The 19,120-nt window shown below is 70.3% G+C and carries 12 protein-coding genes; 2 read left to right on the forward strand and 10 right to left on the reverse strand.

From position 1 onward, the window contains the following. Window positions 1–398 precede the first annotated feature (398 nt). The 9 genes from CLT72_RS09635 to araB all read right to left on the reverse strand — a co-directional run bounded on the left by CLT72_RS09635 (window position 399) and on the right by araB (window position 12,662). Complete coding sequence (locus tag CLT72_RS09635; protein WP_199184528.1) at window positions 399–1,391, reverse strand: LacI family DNA-binding transcriptional regulator; 993 nt, start codon at window positions 1,389–1,391, stop codon at window positions 399–401. 444 nt (window positions 1,392–1,835) lie between these two features. After that, window positions 1,836–3,917, reverse strand: a complete 2,082-nt coding sequence (locus CLT72_RS09640; protein ID WP_374208851.1) for an RICIN domain-containing protein — start codon at window positions 3,915–3,917, stop codon at window positions 1,836–1,838. Window positions 3,918–3,971: 54 nt separating this feature from the next. Further along, window positions 3,972–5,474 carry an L-arabinose isomerase gene (araA, locus tag CLT72_RS09645; RefSeq protein WP_101410971.1) on the reverse strand — a complete coding sequence of 501 codons (1,503 nt, stop codon included), beginning with the start codon at window positions 5,472–5,474 and terminating at the stop codon, window positions 3,972–3,974. A 24-nt stretch (window positions 5,475–5,498) separates the two neighbouring features. Beyond that, the gene (yjfF, locus tag CLT72_RS09650; protein WP_101410973.1) at window positions 5,499–6,491 is read right to left on the reverse strand and encodes a galactofuranose ABC transporter, permease protein YjfF; all 993 of its coding nucleotides are present in this window, start codon (window positions 6,489–6,491) and stop codon (window positions 5,499–5,501) included. Further along, on the reverse strand, window positions 6,488–7,558 hold the full coding sequence (locus CLT72_RS09655; protein WP_101410975.1) for an ABC transporter permease: 1,071 nt from the start codon (window positions 7,556–7,558) through the stop codon (window positions 6,488–6,490). Before CLT72_RS09655 ends, yjfF begins: the two co-directional genes overlap by 4 nt. Continuing rightward, entirely contained in the window at window positions 7,555–9,096 is a 1,542-nt protein-coding gene (locus tag CLT72_RS09660; protein ID WP_101410977.1) for a sugar ABC transporter ATP-binding protein, read from the reverse strand. Before CLT72_RS09660 ends, CLT72_RS09655 begins: the two co-directional genes overlap by 4 nt. A gap of 89 nt (window positions 9,097–9,185) precedes the next feature. After that, on the reverse strand, window positions 9,186–10,178 hold the full coding sequence (locus tag CLT72_RS09665; RefSeq protein ID WP_101410979.1) for an ABC transporter substrate-binding protein: 993 nt from the start codon (window positions 10,176–10,178) through the stop codon (window positions 9,186–9,188). Between the two features lie 103 nt (window positions 10,179–10,281). Continuing rightward, the gene (locus CLT72_RS09670; protein ID WP_101410981.1) at window positions 10,282–10,989 is read right to left on the reverse strand and encodes an L-ribulose-5-phosphate 4-epimerase; all 708 of its coding nucleotides are present in this window, start codon (window positions 10,987–10,989) and stop codon (window positions 10,282–10,284) included. Then, the gene (araB, locus tag CLT72_RS09675; protein ID WP_101410983.1) at window positions 10,986–12,662 is read right to left on the reverse strand and encodes a ribulokinase; all 1,677 of its coding nucleotides are present in this window, start codon (window positions 12,660–12,662) and stop codon (window positions 10,986–10,988) included. The genes CLT72_RS09670 and araB overlap by 4 nt, the downstream gene beginning before the upstream one ends. Window positions 12,663–13,503: 841 nt before the next feature. Here araB and CLT72_RS09680 point away from each other — a divergent pair. Together CLT72_RS09680 and CLT72_RS09685 are read left to right on the forward strand one after the other, a co-directional pair. Beyond that, window positions 13,504–15,021, forward strand: coding sequence for a glycoside hydrolase family 27 protein (locus CLT72_RS09680; protein WP_396802758.1), 1,518 nt, complete (start codon window positions 13,504–13,506; stop codon window positions 15,019–15,021). Between the two features lie 131 nt (window positions 15,022–15,152). Then, a complete protein-coding gene (locus tag CLT72_RS09685; RefSeq protein WP_101410988.1) occupies window positions 15,153–16,961 on the forward strand; it encodes a family 43 glycosylhydrolase in 1,809 nt (602 codons plus the stop codon). A 363-nt stretch (window positions 16,962–17,324) separates the two neighbouring features. Here the strand turns inward: CLT72_RS09685 and CLT72_RS09690 are convergent, their stop codons facing one another. After that, window positions 17,325–18,845 carry a non-reducing end alpha-L-arabinofuranosidase family hydrolase gene (locus CLT72_RS09690; RefSeq protein ID WP_101410990.1) on the reverse strand — a complete coding sequence of 507 codons (1,521 nt, stop codon included), beginning with the start codon at window positions 18,843–18,845 and terminating at the stop codon, window positions 17,325–17,327. Between the last annotated feature and the right edge of the window lie 275 nt (window positions 18,846–19,120).

Here is a 19,120-nt window from a genome sequence, read left to right on the forward strand (position 1 = left end):
AGAGGGGATCATGGTGGGTGCCGTGATTCTGTCCGTGCCGTCGTCGAACGTCAATATCGACGGCCTTTACCGGTGCCCCCGGCCGGGTCGGCGGTTGGTCGGACTCGGCCGCTTCTCATACGTTGGGTCTAGACAGCCCGACCAGTGGCGCCTGCGGCGATCAGGGAGTGTTCGGCCGAGAATCAGCAGGTCAGTCGGCCCGGCCCGCGACCCGTCGGACGACCCCGCTCGTCCACCACGACCGCATGCCGGGACACAGCCGCGCGCCGGAGGTCGACGCCGCCGAGGGCGCTCCGGCGGTCAGGACGCGGCCTGCCGCGACCGGCGGTTGGCGTGCCCGCGGGCCACGAAGGCGTACGCCTCGGCCCGTCGCACCGCGCCCGCGCGCGGTGGGGTGGCTAGCGGCGCGGCGGGGCCGCGACGCTGGCGCGGGCGACCAGGCTCGGTGCGACCGTCTGCCGCAACGGGCCGGCGAGGTCCGGGGACCCGATCTGGGCGAGCAACATGTCCAGGCTCGCCCGGGCGACGGCGGCGAAGTCGGGCCGCACGGTGGTCAGCGGCGGGATGAAGTACGCCGCCTCCGGCACGTCGTCGAAGCCGACCACGCTGATGTCGTCGGGCACCCGCCGGCCGTGCTCGTGCAACGCCCGCAGCACACCCAGCGCCAGGTGGTCGTTGGCGGTGAAGACCGCCGTGACCTCCGGCATCCGGGCGAGCATCTGACCGCACCGGTAGCCGGCCGCCGCGGACCAGTCCGCCGGGACCAGCGGTGGCACCTCGGCGCCGGCCAGGTGTAGGGCCTCCCGCCATCCTTCGATGCGCCCCGCGCTGTCGAACCAGTCCGGCGGGCCGGAGACGTGCCAGACCGTCCGGTGCCCCGCGTCGAGGAGGTGCTGCGTGGCGGCCCGGGCGCCGGCGACCTGGTCGACCGTCACCAACGGGATCGGTCGGCGCGGGTCACCGTCGACGGTGACCAGGGGCACGTCCTGGGGAAGCCGTTCGAGGGCCTCCCCGGCCGACTCCACCGGCGCGATCACGACGATGCCGGCGACCCGGTGCGCGAGATGCCGCTCCACCGCCGCGGAGATGGACCGGTGGTCCAGGTCGCTCACACTGCCGACGCTGACCGCGAAGCCCGCCTCGGCGGCCGCCTGTTCCAGCGCGGCCAGCAGCGAAGCCGGACCGTAGAGGGTGGTGTTCTGCGCGACCACACCGATGACCTGGGACTTGCCGGTCACCAGTGCCCGCGCGGCCCGGTTGGGTCGGTAGCCCAGCTCGACGATCGCCGCCTGGACGCGAAGCCGGGTCTGCTCGCGCACGTTGGGGTGCCCGTTGAGGACGCGGGACACCGTCTGGTGGGAGACGCCGGCGAGGCGAGCCACATCCGTCATCGCGGGACTCCGCACGGTCACCTCACCTCCCCCGCCCGCCCGTCGGCGATCGCGCACGCCGACGTCGACGGGAGCGGCCTTCGTGGTGCTGAATCCGCCCTCCCATCCGCCACGGCGACGTGTGCCGGGTGACCGAGGTTGGAACGTCGACAGTCTACGCCAGCCGTCCCGTCGCCCAGAGTGCGGCTGAGCCGTCCGGTCCGGCACCGCGTCGCCGAACCCCGACGAATCGGTGGGGTGCGTCTGCATCCATCGCCCCTACGGGTCCGGCGACAACGTCTGTGCCCGCTGCCCGAGGGGATCGCGTGGCTCCCCCGGAGCAGGGACTCCTGGCGGCGCGCGGCCCGGGGCCGGAGCGGTTCGCGGCGATCGTCCGCGTCCCGCCCCCGGCCCGTCCGCCGCGCCGTCCTCAGGCTGCCGTACGCCCGGGGAAGGCGACCGACATCACGGTGTGCTGAGGGTGAACCGGCGCACCGTCACCGCGCCCCCCAGGGACCGGGTGGCGTAGTTGAAGATGCCGAACCGGTATCCCATGAAGAACTGCCAGGCGTTGTTGAGGGTCAGCGCGTTGCCCAGCGCGACGAAGGTGACCCCGTCGGTGCTGTACGAGAACCTCGCCTGCCGCCCCGAGCCGGGTCGGATGTCGGCGTTGGCGCGCAACCAGATCCGCCCGCCGGAGACCGGGGCGCTGGCGATCTCGGTGCCGGTACCCGTCGTGTTCCAGTTGTCGCTGCCCATGGTCAGGCCATTGGTCATGACCACGCGGGTGGCGCCGTTGTCCCGCTTGATCCCGATCCACGCCGACGTGTCGCGCAGCATCGCCAGCCCGGCCCGGTCGCCGTCACGCATCGTGGAGTAGTCCAGTTCGATGGTTCCGGTCGAGGTCGGCCCCTGGATCCGGTGGGTCAGCGTGTTGCGGGCCCGGTAGAGGTCGTTGGTCACCGACGCGGCCTGCAGGCGCAGCCCGTCATTCACCGACCACCGGTTGTCGTCCGGGTTGTGGTTCCACTCGTACTGGACGCCGAGGCTGGTGCCCGGGAAGGTGTCGGTGCCCGTGAGCGGCTTGACCGGGCGCGGTGGCAGCGGATGGGGATAGGTGCTCCCCCAGGCGCCGTTGACCGCCTGCACCCGGGGCCAGCCGTCGCTGGTCCAGGTGATGGGCGCCAACGTCGGCATCCGCCCACCCGGGTACGCGTCGGTGAACGCCATGTAGTACCAGGCGCCGGTCTGGGTCTGCACCAGCCCGCCCTGGTGGGGCACCCCGCCACCGGCGATCGGACCGGGCATGTCGAGCAGCACCTGACGCTGCTCGTAGGGGCCGAACGGGCCGTTGGTCGACTTGAGCACGTACTGGCCGTTGGCCGGGCGGGTGAGCCAGATGTAGTAGGCGCCGTTGCGCTTGTAGAAGCGTGCTCCCTCCAGCGTGCCGATGCTCGACGGCGTCTGGTAGACCTGCTGGGCCCGCACCTGGGTGCGCCCGTCGGCGGACAGCTGGGCGACGCTGATCGTGCCGTTGCCGTACGCGACGTACATGGTGTCGTTGTCGTCGATCAGCATCCCCGCGTCGTAGTAGCAGTGGGGGATGGTGGCGTGGCGGTTCCACGTGGCGTCGACCGCGGACGCGGTGTAGATGTGCGTCTGGGCGAAGTCGATGCACCCGGCCCAGTAGAAGGTCCGGTTGCTCGGCCGGTAGTTCAGCGTGGAGGCCCAGATGCCGTCGACGTAGCCGTGGGTGCCGCCTGCCATGTCGTACTTCGTGCCGAAGTCCAACCGGGGCACCGAGTGCCCGGCGAACTCCCAGTTCACCAGGTCCCACGAGCGCAGCACCGGTGCGCCCGGGGAGTAGTGCATGGTGGACGCGGACATGTAGTAGACGTCGCCGACGCGGATGATGTCGACGTCGGCGAAGTCCTGCCAGACGACCGGGTTGGTGAAGGTGCCGCCGGGGGTGCCGGCGTCGCCCACGCGGATCAACTGCCACTGCTGGTGGGTGCCGTTGAAGTCGTCGTACTGCACGACGTTGCCGCCGTCGGCGGTCGAGGCGTTCTGCATCTCCACGACCTTGTTCGAGTTTCGGTTCACCAACCGCACGAAACCGCCGGCCGAATCCGCCAGCCGGAACTGCTGGTTCGTGCCGTTGTGGTCCGCCCACTGCACCACGGCCGCGCCGTTGGCCGTGGAGAAGTTGTACACGTCGAGCACCTTGCCCGAGTGCCGCGACCTCAGCCGGTAGAAACCGCCGCCGGAATCCACGAACTGCCACTGCTGCCAGTTCCCGTCGTTACGCGACCACTGCGTGATGCGCGCCCCGTCGGTCGTCGCCTGGTTGTACACGTCGAGGGCCTTGCCGCTGTTGCGGTTCACCAACACGTACCACGCGTTCGTGTCGACCGTCGCCGCCGACGCCGGTGCCGGGGACACCGCGACGAGCCCGCCCGCCACGAGCACCGCCACCACCGCGGCCGAGACACGCGTCAGCCAACCGCGCCGTCGGGGCACAGCCCGCGGGGGTTCATCGATGGCCATCATGATCCTCCTTCGGGAGCGTTGACAGGGACCGGATCCGTCGGGGCGCGCGGGTCAGAACCCCCGGGCGAGCCGGTAGTAGGCCTGGTTCCACCGGATCTCGTCGGCGAAGCGGCGTGGGTCGGTGTGCCCGTCGATGACCACCAGCTCGGTGCGTGTCATCTCGGCCAGGTCGTACAGTTCCTCCACGCCCACCGCCTGGGACAGCACGGTGTGGTGCGGGGCGCCGGCGGTGATCCAGGCCTCCGCCGAGCCGGCCAGGTGCGGACGGGGCCGCCACACGGCCCGCGCGACCGGCAGCCGGCGTAGCGGACGCGGCGGCGCCACCACGTCGACCTCGTTGGCCACCAGGCGGAAGCGCTCCCCCATGTCCGCGAGGCCGAGCACCACCGCCGGACCGGGCGCGGCGTCGAACACCAGCCGGACGGGATCCTCGCGCCCGCCGATGCTCAACGGATGGATCTCGACCTGCGGGGTGTCACCGGCGATCGTCGGGCACACCTCGAGCATGTGGGCGCCGAGCACCAGCTCGTCGCCGGGCGTCAGGTCGTAGGTGTAGTCCTCCATGAAGGACGTCCCGCCCTGCACCCCGACCGCCATCGACTTGAGCGAGTGCACCAGCACCGAGGTCTTCCAGTCGCCCTCCCCGCCGAAGCCGTAGCCGTCGGCCATGAGCCGCTGCACGGCGATGCCCGGGAGCTGGCGCAGACCGCCCAGGTCCTCGAAGTTCGTGGTGAAGGCCCGGAAACCGCCCTCGTCCAGGAAGGCGCGCAGGCCCAGCTCCAGCCGCGCGGCGTAGCGCAGGGAGTCGTGTCGCGCCCCGCCCGGCCGTAGCTGCGGATCGACACGGAAGGTGTCGTCGTACTCCTTGACCAGGTCGTCGATGTGCGCGTCGGCCACCTGGTCGACGACCGCGACGAGGTCGTTGACCCCGTAGGTGTTGACCGAGACGCCGAAGCGCAGCTCCGCCTCGACCTTGTCGCCCTCGGTCACCGCCACGTCGCGCATGTTGTCCCCGAAGCGCGCCAGCCGCAGCGAACGCATCGCCGAGTACCCGAGCGCGGCCCGCGCCCAGGCCCCGATCCGGGCGGTCACCCGGGGGTCGCTGACGTGCCCGGCGACGGTCTTGCGGGCGACGCCGAGACGGGTCTGGATGAAGCCGAACTCACGGTCGCCGTGCGCGGCCTGGTTCAGGTTCATGAAGTCCATGTCGATCTCGTCCCAGGGCAGCAGGACGTTGGCCTGGGTGTGCAGGTGCAGCAGCGGAGTCCGCAGGGCGTCCAGACCGGCGATCCACATCTTGGCCGGCGAGAAGGTGTGCATCCAGGCGATCACCCCGACCGCGCCCTGCACGGCGGCGTCCCGACACGCGTCGAGGATGTCGGTGCTGGAGGTCAGGATCGGCTTCCAGACCACCCGTACGGGGATCCCCGGTGCGTCGTCGAGCTGCGCGGCGATCTGCCGGGACTGATCGGCGACCTGCCGGAGGGTGTCCTCGCCGTACAGGCCCTGACTGCCGGTGAGGAACCAGACCTCGGGTTCGGGGTGCGATGCCATGCAATTGCCTTCCGAGAGGGGCGGTCACTTGAAGCGGATGCCGATGAGGCGCTGGAGGAGGATGAAGGCGAAGAGCAGGCCACCGATCACGATCCTCGTCCACCAGGAGTTGAGGCTCCCGTCGAAGGTGATCAGGGTCTGGATCACGCCGAGCACCAGCACGCCGAGCACCGTGCCGAACACGTAGCCGGCCCCTCCGGTGAGGACGGTGCCGCCGATGACGACGGCCGCGATCACGTCCAGTTCCATGCCGACGGCGATCAGCGGTGCCCCGGAGAGCGTGTAGAACGACAGCAGGATGCCGCCCACGGCCGAGCACAACCCGCTCACCGTGTAGACGGCGATCCGGGTACGCCCCACCGGCAGGCCCATCAGCAACGCCGACTGCGGGTTGCCGCCGATCGCGTACACGTTGCGGCCGAAGCGGGTGTACGTGAGCACGTAGGCGGCCACGAGCACCACCGCGAACGCGATCAGCACGCTGATCGACACGAAGTTCCCCCTGGGATCCCCGATGCGCTCCTGCGACACGGCCGTCCAGAAGCCGTCGGTGATGGGGATCGACGCGTCGCTGATGAACGTGCACATGCCCCGGGCGAAGAACATCCCGGCGAGGGTGGCGATGAACGGTTGGATCTCGAAGAAGTGGATGGCGCAGCCCATCAGGAACCCGAGGGTCGGGCCGATCAGCAGCGCGATGACCAGCACCAGGCCCGCGGGCAGCCCGACGCGCAGCAGCGACGCCGACACCATCGCGGTCATCGCGACCACGGAGCCGACCGACAGGTCGATACCGCCGGTGAAGATCACGAAGGTCATGCCGACCGCGACGACCAGCAGGAACCCATTGTCGATGAAGACGTTGAAGACGACCTGGACGTTGGAGAACGCGCGGTACTGGGACACGCCGACGCCGTACATGACCAGCAGCAGGGCGAGCGTGGCCAGGACCGGTACGTGCCGCCGGGGCACCCCGGGCCGCCAGGCGCGGCCGGTGGTCAGCGACGTACTGCTCATGCCGGCACCTGCTCCTTCTCCCGCCGCGCCGCCGCGGGCCCGGGTGTGGTCGCGCCCCGTCGGCGGCGGAACCTGGCCCGGAACGCCGGCGACTGGATGAGGCAGACGGCGATGACGACGACCGCCTTGAACAGCAGGGCCGTCTGCGGCGAGATGTTCATGGCGTAGACCGAGGTGGTGAGGGTCTGGATGATCAGCGCGCCGAGGACGGTGCCGCCGAGGGAGAACCGGCCGCCGGCGAGTGAGGTGCCGCCGATGACCACCGCGAGGATCGCGTCGAGTTCCACCCAGAGACCGGCGGCGTTGCCGTCGGCGCTGGACACGTTCGCCGTCATCATGAACCCGGCGATCGCGGCGCAGGCGGCGCTGACCACGTACACGAGGAAGATGACGCGCCCGGAACGGATGCCGGCCAGCCGGCTCGCCTCGGCGTTGCCGCCGACGGACTCGATGATCAGGCCGAGCGCGGTGCGGCGGGTGAGGGCGGCGATGAGCAGGGCCGCCGCGAGTGCGGTGAAGATGGCCAGCGGCAGGGTCAGGAAGTGGCCGAGCCCGATCGCCCGGTACGGGCCGGAGTTGATCGTGATGATCTGGCCCTCGGTGATCAGCTGTGCCAGGCCTCGCCCGGCCACCATGAGGATCAGCGTGGCGATGATGGGCTGGATGCCGATGACGGCGACCAGCACCCCGTTCCAGGCGCCGAGCACGAGCGCGGCGCCGAAGGCCAGCGCGACCGCCGTGAGGACGGTCGACGGGCTGTTCTGGTCGGGCGCCGTGCTGATGTGCAGGCAGGCGATGGCGCCGGCGATGGCACAGAGCGAGCCGACGGACAGGTCGATGCCACCGGTGGCGATGACGAGGGTCATGCCCAGCGCGACCAGCATCAGCGGTGCGCTCAGCCGGAGGATGTCGACGAGGGAGCCGTACAGGTGCCCGTTCTTGACCTCGATGGCGAGGAAGCCGGGCCGGTGGACCGCGTTGGCCAGGATCATCACCACCAGCACGAGCACCGGCCAGAACAGGCGGTGGACGGTCAGCGGGCGGAGGCGGTCGGCGAGGGCGTTCACCGGATCGCCTCCTCGCCGCTGGTGGCACGGGCGATGGTCCGCATGACGCGGTCGGCGTCGAGGGTGTCGTCGTTGTCGAGCTGGGCGACCATCGTCCGGTCACGCATCACGGCGACCCGGTGGCTCAGCCGCAGCACCTCCTCCAGCTCGGCGGAGATGAACAGCACCGCCATGCCGTCGTCGGAGAGCTGGACCACCAGTCTCTGGATCTCGGTCTTCGCGCCGATGTCGATGCCACGGGTGGGCTCGTCGAGGATCAGCAGACGCGGCTCGGTGATGAGCCAGCGGGCCAGGAGGACCTTCTGCTGGTTGCCGCCGGAGAGGTTGCGCACCGGCAGGTCCGGGTTCGCCGGCCGGATGCTGAGCGCCCGGACGTACCTCTCGACCAGCTCGTCCTGCCGGCGGCGGGGAATCGGCCGCAGCCATCCGCGGGCCGCCTGCATCGCGAGGATCATGTTCTCCCGCACCGACAGCTCGGGGATCACGCCCTCCGCACGGCGGTTCTCCGAGCAGAACCCGACGCCGCGGTCGATGGCCTGGCCGGGGTGGCGCAACGGCGTCCCGCCGCCGTCGATGGCGACCCTGCCGTGGTCGGCGCGGTCGGCGCCGAACAGCAGACGCGCCACCTCGGTACGGCCGGAGCCGAGCAGGCCGGCGAGCCCGACCACCTCACCGGCGTGGATCCGCAGGCTGAAGGGCGCGACCGCGCCCGTGCGGCCCAGCGCCGACGCGTCCACCAGCGGAGCCGCGTCGCGCCGGACGGCGGTGGTCCGCTGCTGCTGCTCGTCGAGGCGTTCCAGGACGTCGAGCTCCTTGCCGATCATCTTCTCCACCAGGCTCAGCTGGGGCAGCTCCCCGGTCCGGTACTCCCCCACCAGGGCGCCGTTGCGCAGCACGGTGATGCGGTCGGCGATGTCGTAGACCTGGTCGAGGAAGTGCGTCACGAACAGGATGGCGATGCCCTCGTCGCGCAGTTGCCGCATGATCCGGAACAGTTGGGCGACCTCGCCCGCGTCCAGGCTGGACGTCGGCTCGTCGAGGATCAGCACCCGGGCCCGTACGTCGATCGCCCGGGCGATGGCGACCATCTGCTGCACCGCCAGCGAGTACGTGCCGAGCTGCGCGCCGACGTCCACGTCGAGGTCCAGCCGGGCCAGCAGTTCCCGCGCCCGCCGACGCGTCTCGCCCCAGCGGATCGCGCCGAACCGGCGAGGCTCGCGGCCGATGAAGATGTTCTCCGCCACGGACAGGTTGGCGCAGAGGTTGACCTCCTGGTAGACGGTGCTCACGCCGCAGGCCGACGCCTGCATCGGGCCGCTGAAGCTGACCCGCTCACCGTCGAGCACGACGGTGCCCTCGTCGATGGCGTGCACGCCGGTCAACACCTTGATCAGGGTCGACTTGCCGGCCCCGTTCTCGCCCATCAGGGCGTGGACCTCGCCCGGGAACAGCCGGAAGTCGACGTCGTGCAGCGCGCGTACCCCGGGGAAGGTCTTGCTGATCCCGGTCATGGTCAGGACCGGACGGCTACCCGTCATCTGATCGGACCTCTTCTGGAGAGTGGCGGTACGAGAAGGGCCAGCGACGAGCCGGGGTCGCCGCCGCCGGGCGGCGGCCCCGGCGGCGGTCAGTACTTGCGGTTTGGCAGCGCCTGCTTGGCCTGCTCCTGGGTGAAGGTGGTCTCCTCGGTCTCGATCCGGGCGGGCACCTCCTCGCCGGCGTGGACCTTCTTCGCCAGGTCCATCAGCTGGGGGCCGAGCAGCGGGCTGCACTCGGCGATGAAGTTGAACTTGCCGTCCGCGAGGGCCTGCATGCCGTCCTTCACCGCGTCGATGGTGATGATGGTGATGTCCTTGCCGGGCACCTTGCCGGCCGCGGTGATCGCCTCCAGCGCGCCCAGGCCCATGTCGTCGTTGTGCGCGAAGAGCACGTCGATCTTCGGGTTGGCCTTGAGGAACTGCTCCATGACCTGCTTGCCGTCGGCCCGCTTGAAGTCGCCCGACTGCGAGGCGACGATCTTCAGGTTCGGGTTGGCGGCGATCGCCTGGGCGAAGCCCTCCTTGCGGTCGTTGGCCGGCGCCGATCCGGTCGTTCCCTGCAACTCGACGATGTTCACCGGGCCGCTGGCGCCCTTGGTCTGCTCCACCAGCCACTCGCCGGCGAGGCGGCCCTCCTTGACGAAGTCCGACCCGAGGAAGGTCTTGTAGAGGGACTTGTCGGCCGAGTCGACGGAGCGGTCGGTCAGGATCACCGGGATGCCGGCGTCCTTGGCCTCCTTGAGCACGGTGTCCCAGCCGGACTCCACCACCGGCGAGAAGGCGATGACGTCCACCTTCTGCTGGATGAAGTTGCGGATCGCCTTGATCTGGTTCTCCTGCTTCTGCTGCGCGTCGTCGAACTTCAGCTCGATGCCCGCCGCCGCGGCGGCTTCCTTGATCGAGGTGGTGTTCGCCGTCCGCCAGCCGCTCTCCGCGCCGACCTGCGAGAAGCCCAGCGTGATCGTGCCGTCGGCGGCGGAGCCGTCGCCGGTGTCGCTGTTGCCGCAGGCCGCCACGCTGCCCGTGAGCAGCACGGCGGCGACGACGGCGACGATGGTGCGTGCCGTTCTCCTGGTTCTCATCGGTTCTCCTCGGGATGGGTGATCCGGATCCGTGACCTTGGGCGCGTGTCCCGGGTCGTGACGGGGTTGGTGCGGGAGGGGCCGTGCCCGACGGATGGGCCGGTCAGGAGCGTCGAGGCACTCCCGGTGACCCGCCGGTGGAGCGTTGGCCGTAGACGTTCTGGTAGCGGTCGTGAAGCGAGCTGATGTCGGCCTGCGCCATCGGCAGCGGCTGCCCGAGGGCCCTCGCCAGGTGCGCGGTGCGGGCGACGTCCTCGCACATCACCGCGGCCTTGACCGCCGCGCGGGCGTCCCTGCCGATGGTGAAGACCCCGTGGTTGCGCATGAGCACCGCGGGCGAGCGGTGCCCGGACAGGGTGCTGACGATCCCCTTGCCGATGTCGTCCCCACCGATCAGCGCGAACGGGCCCACCGGGATCTCCCCGCCGAACTCGTCGGCCTGCGCGGTCAACCAGCACGGGATGGCCTCGCCCCGAGCCGCCCAGGCGGTGGCGTAGCTGCTGTGCGTGTGCACGACGCCGCCGACCTGCGGCATGGCCCGGTAGACGTAGGCGTGCGCGGCGGTGTCGCTGGACGGCGCCCCGCCCCCGTCGACCACGGTCCCGTTCAGGTCGCAGACGACCATGGTCTCCGCCGTCAGGGCGTCGTAGTCCACCCCGCTGGGCTTGATCACCATGAGGTCCTGGCCCGGGACCCGAGCCGAGACGTTGCCGGCGGTCCAGGCCACGAGCGCGTACCGGGTCAGCTCGCCGTGCAGCCGGGCCACCGTCTCCCGCAGGGCCCGCACCTGCCGTGCCGTGTCGGTGTTCATCCGACCACCTCCAGGGCCGTCGCCCTCGGCGCGTGCGCGGCGGCGTTCCGCATCGCCCGCAGGCGGAGCATGACGTCGTCGCCGCCGCGACCGAAGTGGTCGTGCAGGGCCCGGTACTCGGCGTACAGGGCGTCGTACGCCCGCACGTTGTCCGGGTCCGGCTGGTACACGCCCTCGTCGACCCGGCCCATCGCCTCGGAGGCGCGGTGGACGTCCGGGTACGCCCCGGCGGCGACCGCCGCGTGGATCGCCGAGCCGAGCGCCGGCCCCTGGGCGGAGCCGATGATGCCCAGCGGGCGGTTGGTGACGTCGGCGTAGATCTGCATGAGCAGCCGGTTCGAGGTGAGACCGCCGGCGACGACCAGGTCGTGCACCGGTATCCCGGCCTCGACGAAGGCCTCGATGACCAGCCGGGTGCCGAACGCCGTGGACTCCAGCAGGGCCCGGTAGATGTCCTGCGGCCGGGTGGCCAGGGTCAGCCCGACGATCATCCCGCTGAGGTCGTGGTTGACCAGCAGCGACCGGTTGCCGTTCCACCAGTCGAGCGCGACGAGGCCGTGGGCCCCCACCGGCTGGCCGGCGGCCAGCTCGGTGAGGCGCTCGTGCGACGCGACTCCGGCCGGCGCGGCGTGCCTGACGAACCAGCCGAAGATGTCCCCGACCCCGCTCTGCCCGGCCTCGTAGCCCCACGCGCCCGCGCTGATGCCGCCGTCGACGACACCGCACATCCCGGGTACCTCGGCGAGCCGGGTGCCGTTGACCACGTGGCAGGTGGAGGTGCCCATGATGGCCACCAGTCGCCCGGGCGCCAGGGCCCGCGCGGCGGCCACGGTGACGTGCGCGTCGACGTTGCCGGCGGCGACCGCGATGCCCGCCGGCAGTCCCGTCCAGGCGGCGGCGCGGGCGCTGAGGGTGCCGGCGCGCGCGCCGAGCGGCAGCAGCGGGCCGTCCAGCTTGGTCACGAAGTCGGCGAAGTCCGGGTCGAGCGCGCTCAGGTAGTCGGTCGACGGGTATCGGCCGTCCTGTCGGATGCCCTTGTATCCGGCGGTGCAGACGTTGCGGGTCTCCTCGTCGCACAACTGCCACACGATCCAGTCGGCGGCCTCGACGAAGCGCTCGGCGCGGTGGTAGATCTCCGGGTCCTCCGCGAGGATCTGCAGGCCCTTGGCGAACTGCCACTCGGCGGAGATCTTGCCGCCGTAGCGACCGAGCCACGGTTCGCCGCGCTCGCGGGCCAGCGCGTTGATGCGGTCGGCCTGCGGTTGGGCCGCGTGGTGCTTCCACAGCTTCACCCAGGCGTGCGGGCGGTGGCGCAGCGCCGGTATCTCGCACAGCGGCGTGCCGTCGGCGAGCGTCGGCAGCACCGTGCAGGCGGTGAAGTCGGTGCCGATGCCGATCACCTGCGACGGATCCACCCCGGCGTCGGCCATCGCGGCGGGGACGGCGTGCCGCAGGACGTCGCGGTAGTCCTGCGGGTCCTGAAGGGCCCAGTCGGGGGGCAGTGCCGGACCGCCGTCGGGGAGCGCGGCCTCGATCACGCCGTGGCGGTACTCGTGCACCGCGGTCCCGACCTCGGCACCGTCGCGGACCCGCACCACGAGGGCCCGCCCGGAGAGCGTGCCGTAGTCGACTCCGACCACGTACCGATCGCCCGTACCGTCCACACTGCTCATGCCCACCTCCGATCGATGACCGGCTTAGTGTTAACGCTCACATCGAGCACCGTCAAGACACCGTCCGGCAACAGCTCCGTAACGGAAAGGACGGCCGGAGCGCGAACCCGGGCCAGAAAAATCACGCGGCGTCACCGCCCGCCTGCGCCCGGCGGCCCGGACGGGGCGCCGAGGCCCGCCGAGCGGGGACACCGGAGCGGGGCCCCCTCGCCACCCGCCTCCGACTCGCCGGCCGCACATTGTTAGCGACAACTCTCGACCCCCGTCTGCATTCGCCCGCCCGCAGCGACAAGCAGCCGGGCGGCAGCTCCGCTCCGGGGTCGGTCACCTTCGGATACGCATTGACCAGCATGCATGGCGCACCGAGGCGGATCCAAATTGGCGCCGACCTCGGCGCAAACCGACCGGCATCGACAGACTGATTTACATCGGTGGATGTCAGCGATAACATTTCGCACATCTTCGCGACACCCCCGGGCAGCCACGGGGCTGGAGCCGACCGGGGTCGCGACGACGGACGGCGACGACGTGATCCGCACGAGGTCGGCCGCGGACTGACCGAACCGACCCGAGGCGCGCCATCGATGCCCGCCGACAGGGCCGGGCGAGCATCCCCCCGGCCACGCCCGGTGACGCCCTCGTCCGCCGTACCCGGCGTCGGCGCCCGACACCGACGCCACTCACCACTCAGACCGAGGAGGAACACGTGCGCAGACCGAGGCAATGGCTGACCGCCGCCCTGGGCGTCCTGGCGGTGGCCCTCGCGACGACCGTCGCGGACGGGGTCATCGCGCCCCCTTCCGCACAGGCGCTGAACAACGGCGTCGCCCGGACGCCGCCGATGGGTTGGAACACCTGGAACACGTTCGGCTGCAACATCAACGAGACACTCATCCGCCAGATGGCCGACTCGATCGTCGCCAACGGGCTGCGGGACCTCGGGTACAGGTACGTCGTCGTCGACGACTGCTGGTTCAACCCGGACCGGGACGCGCAGGGCAACCTCCAGGCGCATCCGCAGCGATTCCCGAGCGGCATGAAGGCGCTCGGCGACTACCTGCACTCGCGCGGCCTGCTGTTCGGCATCTACCAGGCGCCACTGGACCAGACCTGCGCGCAGTACTTCGACGCCTTCCCCGGCTCCACCGGCAGCCTCGGGCACGAATACCAGGACGCCCGGCAGTTCGCCGCCTGGGGCGTGGACTACCTGAAGTACGACTGGTGCTCCCCCACCGGGACCATCAACGACCAGGTCGCCAGGTTCGGCATCATGCGGGACGCCCTGGCCGCCACCGGCCGGCCGATCGTCTACAGCATCAACCCGAACAGCATCCACGAGAAGACCGGGCCGCAGCGCAACTGGAGCGACGTGGCGAACCTCTGGCGCACCACCGAGGACATCACCAACGCGTGGAACACCGGCCAGACCAACGGCTACCCGATGGGCATCCAGAACATCGTCGACGTCAACGTGCCGCTCGCCGGGTACGCCGCACCGGGCGGCTTCAACGACCCCGACATGCTGGAGATCGGCAACGGCGGCATGACCGACACCGAGATGCGCAGCCACTTCGCACTGTGGTCGATCATGGCGGCGCCGCTCATGATGGGCAACGACCTGCGCTCGGCCAGCGCGGCGACGCTGACCATCCTGCGGAACCAGAACCTGATCGCCATCAACCAGGACGGTCTCGGCCGGCAGGCGGTCCAGGTGTCCCACGACGGCACCCGGCGGGTCCTGGCCAAGCGGCTGGCCAACGGTGACGTCGCGGTCGCCCTGTTCAACCAGGGCAGCTCGGCCACGACGATCTCCACCACGGCGACGGCGATCGGCAAGACCGGCACCTCGTTCACCCTGCGGGACGCGTGGACCGACGCCACCTCCACGACCACCGGCGCCATCTCCGCGAGCGTCCCCGCCCACGGCACGGTGGTGTACCGGGTAAGCGGCGGCGGCACCACCAACCCGCCTCCCCCCGCCACGTTCCGGCTACGCAGCGATTCCGCCGGGCGATGCCTCGACGTCGACAACTCCAACACCGCCAACGGCACCGGGACGCTCATCTGGGACTGCCACGCCGGTCCCAACCAGCAGATCACCCAGAGCGGCCAGACGCTGCGGATCCTCGGCAAGTGCCTGGACGTCCCGACGACCGCCGCCAACGGCACCCGGGTGCAGATCTGGGACTGCAACGGCGGTACGAACCAGCAGTGGGCCTTCCGCAGCGACGGCACGGTGAGCAACGTCCGCTTCCCGTCGCTGTGCCTGGACGTCAACAACGGTGGCACCACGAACGGGACCACGGTCATCCTCTGGTCCTGCCACGGCAACCCCAACCAGCGATGGAGCCGGGTGTGACCGGTGGCGCCGACCGTGGTCCGGCGGCCGGTGGACGCGCCCTCTCCCACCCGGCCGCCGCCCGCGGACGCGGGCCATACCGGTCAGCGGTTGCGCCGGCGCTGGACCACCCGACACCTTGGGAGTGAACCATGAAGCTGACACGTGCACGCCGTATCAGGACGAGAACCCGGCGCGCCATCGCCGTACTCGCCGGCCTGATCTGCGCCATCGCCCTACTGCCTGCCACGGCGCAGGCCGACAACCCGATCGTCCAGCACATCTACACCGCCGACCCGGCTCCGATGGTGCACAACGGACGTGTCTACGTCTACACCGGGCACGACGAGGACGGCTCGACGTACTTCACCATGCGCGAGTGGCGGGTCTTCTCGTCGGCCGACATGGTCAACTGGACAGACCACGGCGTCCCGATGAACCTCGGCACCTTCGCCTGGGCGGAGGCGGACGCCTGGGCAGGCCACGTCGTCCCGCGAAACGGAAAGTTCTACTGGTACGTCCCGGTGCGGCAACGCGGTGGAGGAATGGTGATCGGGGTCGGGGTCGCCGACAGCCCCACCGGGCCGTTCCGGGATGCGCTCGGCCGCCCGCTGGTCGGCAACGGTGAGATCGACCCGCACGCCTTCGTCGACGACGACGGGCAGGCCTACCTGTACTGGGGTAACCCCAACCTGTGGTTCGTGCGGCTCAATCCCGACATGATCTCGTTCTCCGGCAGCCCGACCCGGATCCCGCTCACCACCGCCGGGTTCGGCACCCGGACCGGCAACCCGAGCCGCCCGACGCTCTACGAGGAAGGCCCGTGGGTCTTCAAGCGCAACGGGCTCTACTACAACGTGTTCGCGGCGGAGTGCTGCTCCGAGTTCATCGGCTACTCGACGGCACCCGGCCCGACCGGACCGTGGACGTACCGGGGCACGATCATGCCGCGGCAGGGTGCCAGCTTCACCAATCACCCCGGCCTCGTCGACTTCAACGGGGGATCGTACTTCTTCTACCACAACGGGGCGCTGCCCGGCGGCGGCGGATTCACCCGATCCGTGGCGGTGGAGAAGTTCGCCTACAACCCCAACGGCACCATCCCCACGATGAACATGACCACCGCCGGCGTCCCACAGGTCGGCACGCTGAACCCGTACACACGGCAGGAGGCCGAGACGATCGCCTGGGGTTCCGGCATCGAGACCGAGCCGTCCAGCGAGGGTGGCATGAACGTGGGTTACCTCGCCAACGGCGACTACATCAAGGTCAAGGGCGTCGCCTTCGGCGCCGGCGCGAGCTCCTTCAGCGCCCGGGTGGCCTCCGGAGCGGCCGGCGGTCGGATCGAGGTACGACTCGACAGCGTCACCGGTCCGCCCGCCGGCACGTGTGCCGTCGGCGGTACCGGCGGCTGGCAGACGTGGACCACCTCCACCTGCGCGGTCAGCGGGGCCACCGGCACCCGCGACCTGTATCTGCGATTCGCCGGAGGCACCGGAAACCTGTTCAACGTCGACTGGTGGCAGTTCGGCAGCGGGACGGCCGCCCCGTCGTACCGGGTGACCAACCGCAACAGTGGCCAGGTCATCGACGTCCAGCAGCCGAACCTCGACGACCTGGCCGTGATCGGTCAGTGGACGGGCAACGGACAGAGCTGGCAGCAGTGGCGGTTCCTCGATGCCGGCAGCGGCAACGTACGGCTGCAGAGCGTCCACAGCGGCAAGTGCGTCGACGTGCTGAACTTCTCCACGGCCGACGGGGCCCAGATCGTCCAGTACACCTGCCACGACGGCCTCAACCAGGTGTTCAGCTGGCGATCCACCGGTGATGGCTACCACCACCTGGTCAACGCCAACAGCAACAAGTGTGTGAGCGTGGTCGCCGGATCCACCGCTGTCGGCGCCGCGTTGGAACAGCGGACGTGCAGCTCCGCCGCCAGCATGCAGTGGTCCCGCGCCTGAGTCGACCTCCCCGGCAGAGGGCTGTGCGGCGACGTTCGCGCGTCGCCGCACAGCCCTCTCCCGTCGGCGATGACCGATTGTCGGTATACGAAGTCAGGTAGCAGCCGACACCTGTCGTGTCATCGAGGCCAGGGTCGAGCGGATACCGCTGGCCGGCGGGAGACCCGCACGCCGGGCGTCCGGCGCGGGACCGGTCGTCTCCCGCACCACGTACCCTCCGCGTGGTCAGGGGCGGGCTCGGCGTCGCGCCGAGCCCGCCCCTGGTGATTCTCCGATCCTGGTCCCGCGCCCGGACGCTGACCGTCGGCACTCGCCGGCGCCCGCGAACGTCAGGAACAGCCGAGCGGAACCGGTGTCACGTCGTCAACGCTGCAGCGTCAGCAGACCCGGTCGGTAGGGCAGCAGGCCGTAGTCGCCGCCGGAGTTGGGGGATCGGCCCTGGTAGAGCAGTTGGAGGTTGCAGGGGTCGATGGTCATGGTCTGGTCGGCGTTGCTGCGGATCAGCTCGCCGTGGCTGATGTCGTTGGTCCAGGTGGCGCCGCTGTTGGTCTTGCCGGCGAAGGGGTTGCTCTCGGTGGCGGCCTGCGGTGTCCAGGTGCCGCCCAGGCTGGTGGCGGTGAAGGAGCGGAAGTAGCGGCCTTGTGCGCCGATCGCCTCGACGAGCATGAGGTACCGGTTCTGGCCCTGGAGTTTGTAGACCTGGACGCCTTCGAACAGGTTGTTCGTGGTGTCGCTCATGATGACGGTGGAGGTGGAGCCGAAGCTGCCGGGGAAGTTGCCGATGGGCATGCTGGCGCGGTAGATCCTGCCGTTGTCGCCGGCGAAGAACAGGTACATGGTCGTGCTGTCACCGATGATCGCCTGGTCGATGGGGCCGGTGCCGGAGCCGGAGATGCTGCCGGAGAACAGCGTCTGCGGTGACGACCAGCTGTTGACGTTGGTGGGGTCGGTGGAGGTGCGGTAGGAGAAGGCGGGTCCGCCCCACTGGTAGGCCAGGACCCAGACGTTTCTGGGGGCGAAGTAGAACAGTGAGGGTGCGACGGCCGCGAAGGGCATGGGGTTCTGGCTGGCCGAGGCCATGTCGGACCAGTTGTTGAAGAGGCCGAAGTTCATCGAGCCCCAGGTGGTGCCGGTGTCGTGGGTGGTGGCGTAGACGAGGTGCCGGCCGTTGTAGGGGGCGTGGGTGAAGTCCTTCAGCGACACCCACCCCGCCCTCGGCTGCGCCAAGGCACCCGACGACGACCACCGGTACGACGACGGCAGAGCACACGTACCAGGCGGCGGCGTGGTGGGGTTTCCGCCGCCGTCGACGCGGACGAGCTGCCACTGCTGGTTGTTGCCGTTCCAGTCGTCGTACTGCACGACGCTGCCGCCGTCGGCGGTCGAGGCGCCCTGGACCTCCACCACCTTGTTGCTGTTGCGGTTGACCAGGCGGACGTAGCCACCGGCGGAGTCGGCCAACCGGAACTGCTGGTTGACCGAGTTGTTGTCGGCCCACTGCACGATGCTGCCACCGTTGGCGGTCGAGAAGTTGTAGACGTCCAGCACCTTGCCGGACAACCGCGACCGCAACCGGTAGTAGCCACCGCCGGAGTCCACGAACTGCCACTGCTGCTGGTTGCCGTCGTTGCGCGCCCACTGCACGATGCGCGCGCCGTCATTCGTGGCCAGGTTGTAGACGTCCAGGGCCTTGCCGCTGTTGCGGTTGATCAATACGTACCACGCGCTCGTGTCGACCGTCGCCGCGGCGGCGGGCGTCGACGACACCACCGCCGCGGCGGCACCGCCGACCAACAGGGCCACGCCGGCGGCGACGAACCGCAGCAGCCGCCCGCGACGCCACGACGGCGGCGCGATCGATGGAGCCTGACGAAAGACAGACATGATCCTCCTCAAACACAGGGAGATGGCGTACGAGGACGGGCGCACCGCTTCGCGTGGCGGCACGCCGGGCGCGCAGGAGTTAGCGCTAACACATTCCGCGCACGCCCTGGTGGAAACCTGACCCGAGGCGGACGAGCGTGGCCGCCCGGTGAACCACACCGCCGCCGTCCCTAGCCATCGACTGTGAGCGATAACATGCCGTTCGTCAAGCCGTAACGTCGCCAGGCCGCCAGCCGGTGACGCGCCACGCACCCGAAACACGACTGCGACATCCC

The sequence above is a fragment of the Micromonospora sp. CNZ309 genome (assembly GCF_002846525.1).

Bases quoted from the DNA above. Each gene is read 5' to 3' on its own strand.
- CLT72_RS09635 (WP_199184528.1), bottom strand. From the start codon at position 1,391: ATGACGGATGTGGCTCGCCTCGCCGGCGTCTCCCACCAGACGGTGTCC.
- CLT72_RS09640 (WP_374208851.1), bottom strand. From the start codon at position 3,917: ATGGCCATCGATGAACCCCCGCGGGCTGTGCCCCGACGGCGCGGTTGG.
- araA (WP_101410971.1), bottom strand. From the start codon at position 5,474: ATGGCATCGCACCCCGAACCCGAGGTCTGGTTCCTCACCGGCAGTCAG.
- yjfF (WP_101410973.1), bottom strand. From the start codon at position 6,491: ATGAGCAGTACGTCGCTGACCACCGGCCGCGCCTGGCGGCCCGGGGTG.
- CLT72_RS09660 (WP_101410977.1), bottom strand. From the start codon at position 9,096: ATGACGGGTAGCCGTCCGGTCCTGACCATGACCGGGATCAGCAAGACC.
- CLT72_RS09665 (WP_101410979.1), bottom strand. From the start codon at position 10,178: ATGAGAACCAGGAGAACGGCACGCACCATCGTCGCCGTCGTCGCCGCC.
- CLT72_RS09670 (WP_101410981.1), bottom strand. From the start codon at position 10,989: ATGAACACCGACACGGCACGGCAGGTGCGGGCCCTGCGGGAGACGGTG.
- araB (WP_101410983.1), bottom strand. From the start codon at position 12,662: ATGAGCAGTGTGGACGGTACGGGCGATCGGTACGTGGTCGGAGTCGAC.
- CLT72_RS09680 (WP_396802758.1), top strand. From the start codon at position 13,504: ATGGGTTGGAACACCTGGAACACGTTCGGCTGCAACATCAACGAGACA.
- CLT72_RS09685 (WP_101410988.1), top strand. From the start codon at position 15,153: ATGAAGCTGACACGTGCACGCCGTATCAGGACGAGAACCCGGCGCGCC.
- CLT72_RS09690 (WP_101410990.1), bottom strand. From the start codon at position 18,845: ATGTCTGTCTTTCGTCAGGCTCCATCGATCGCGCCGCCGTCGTGGCGT.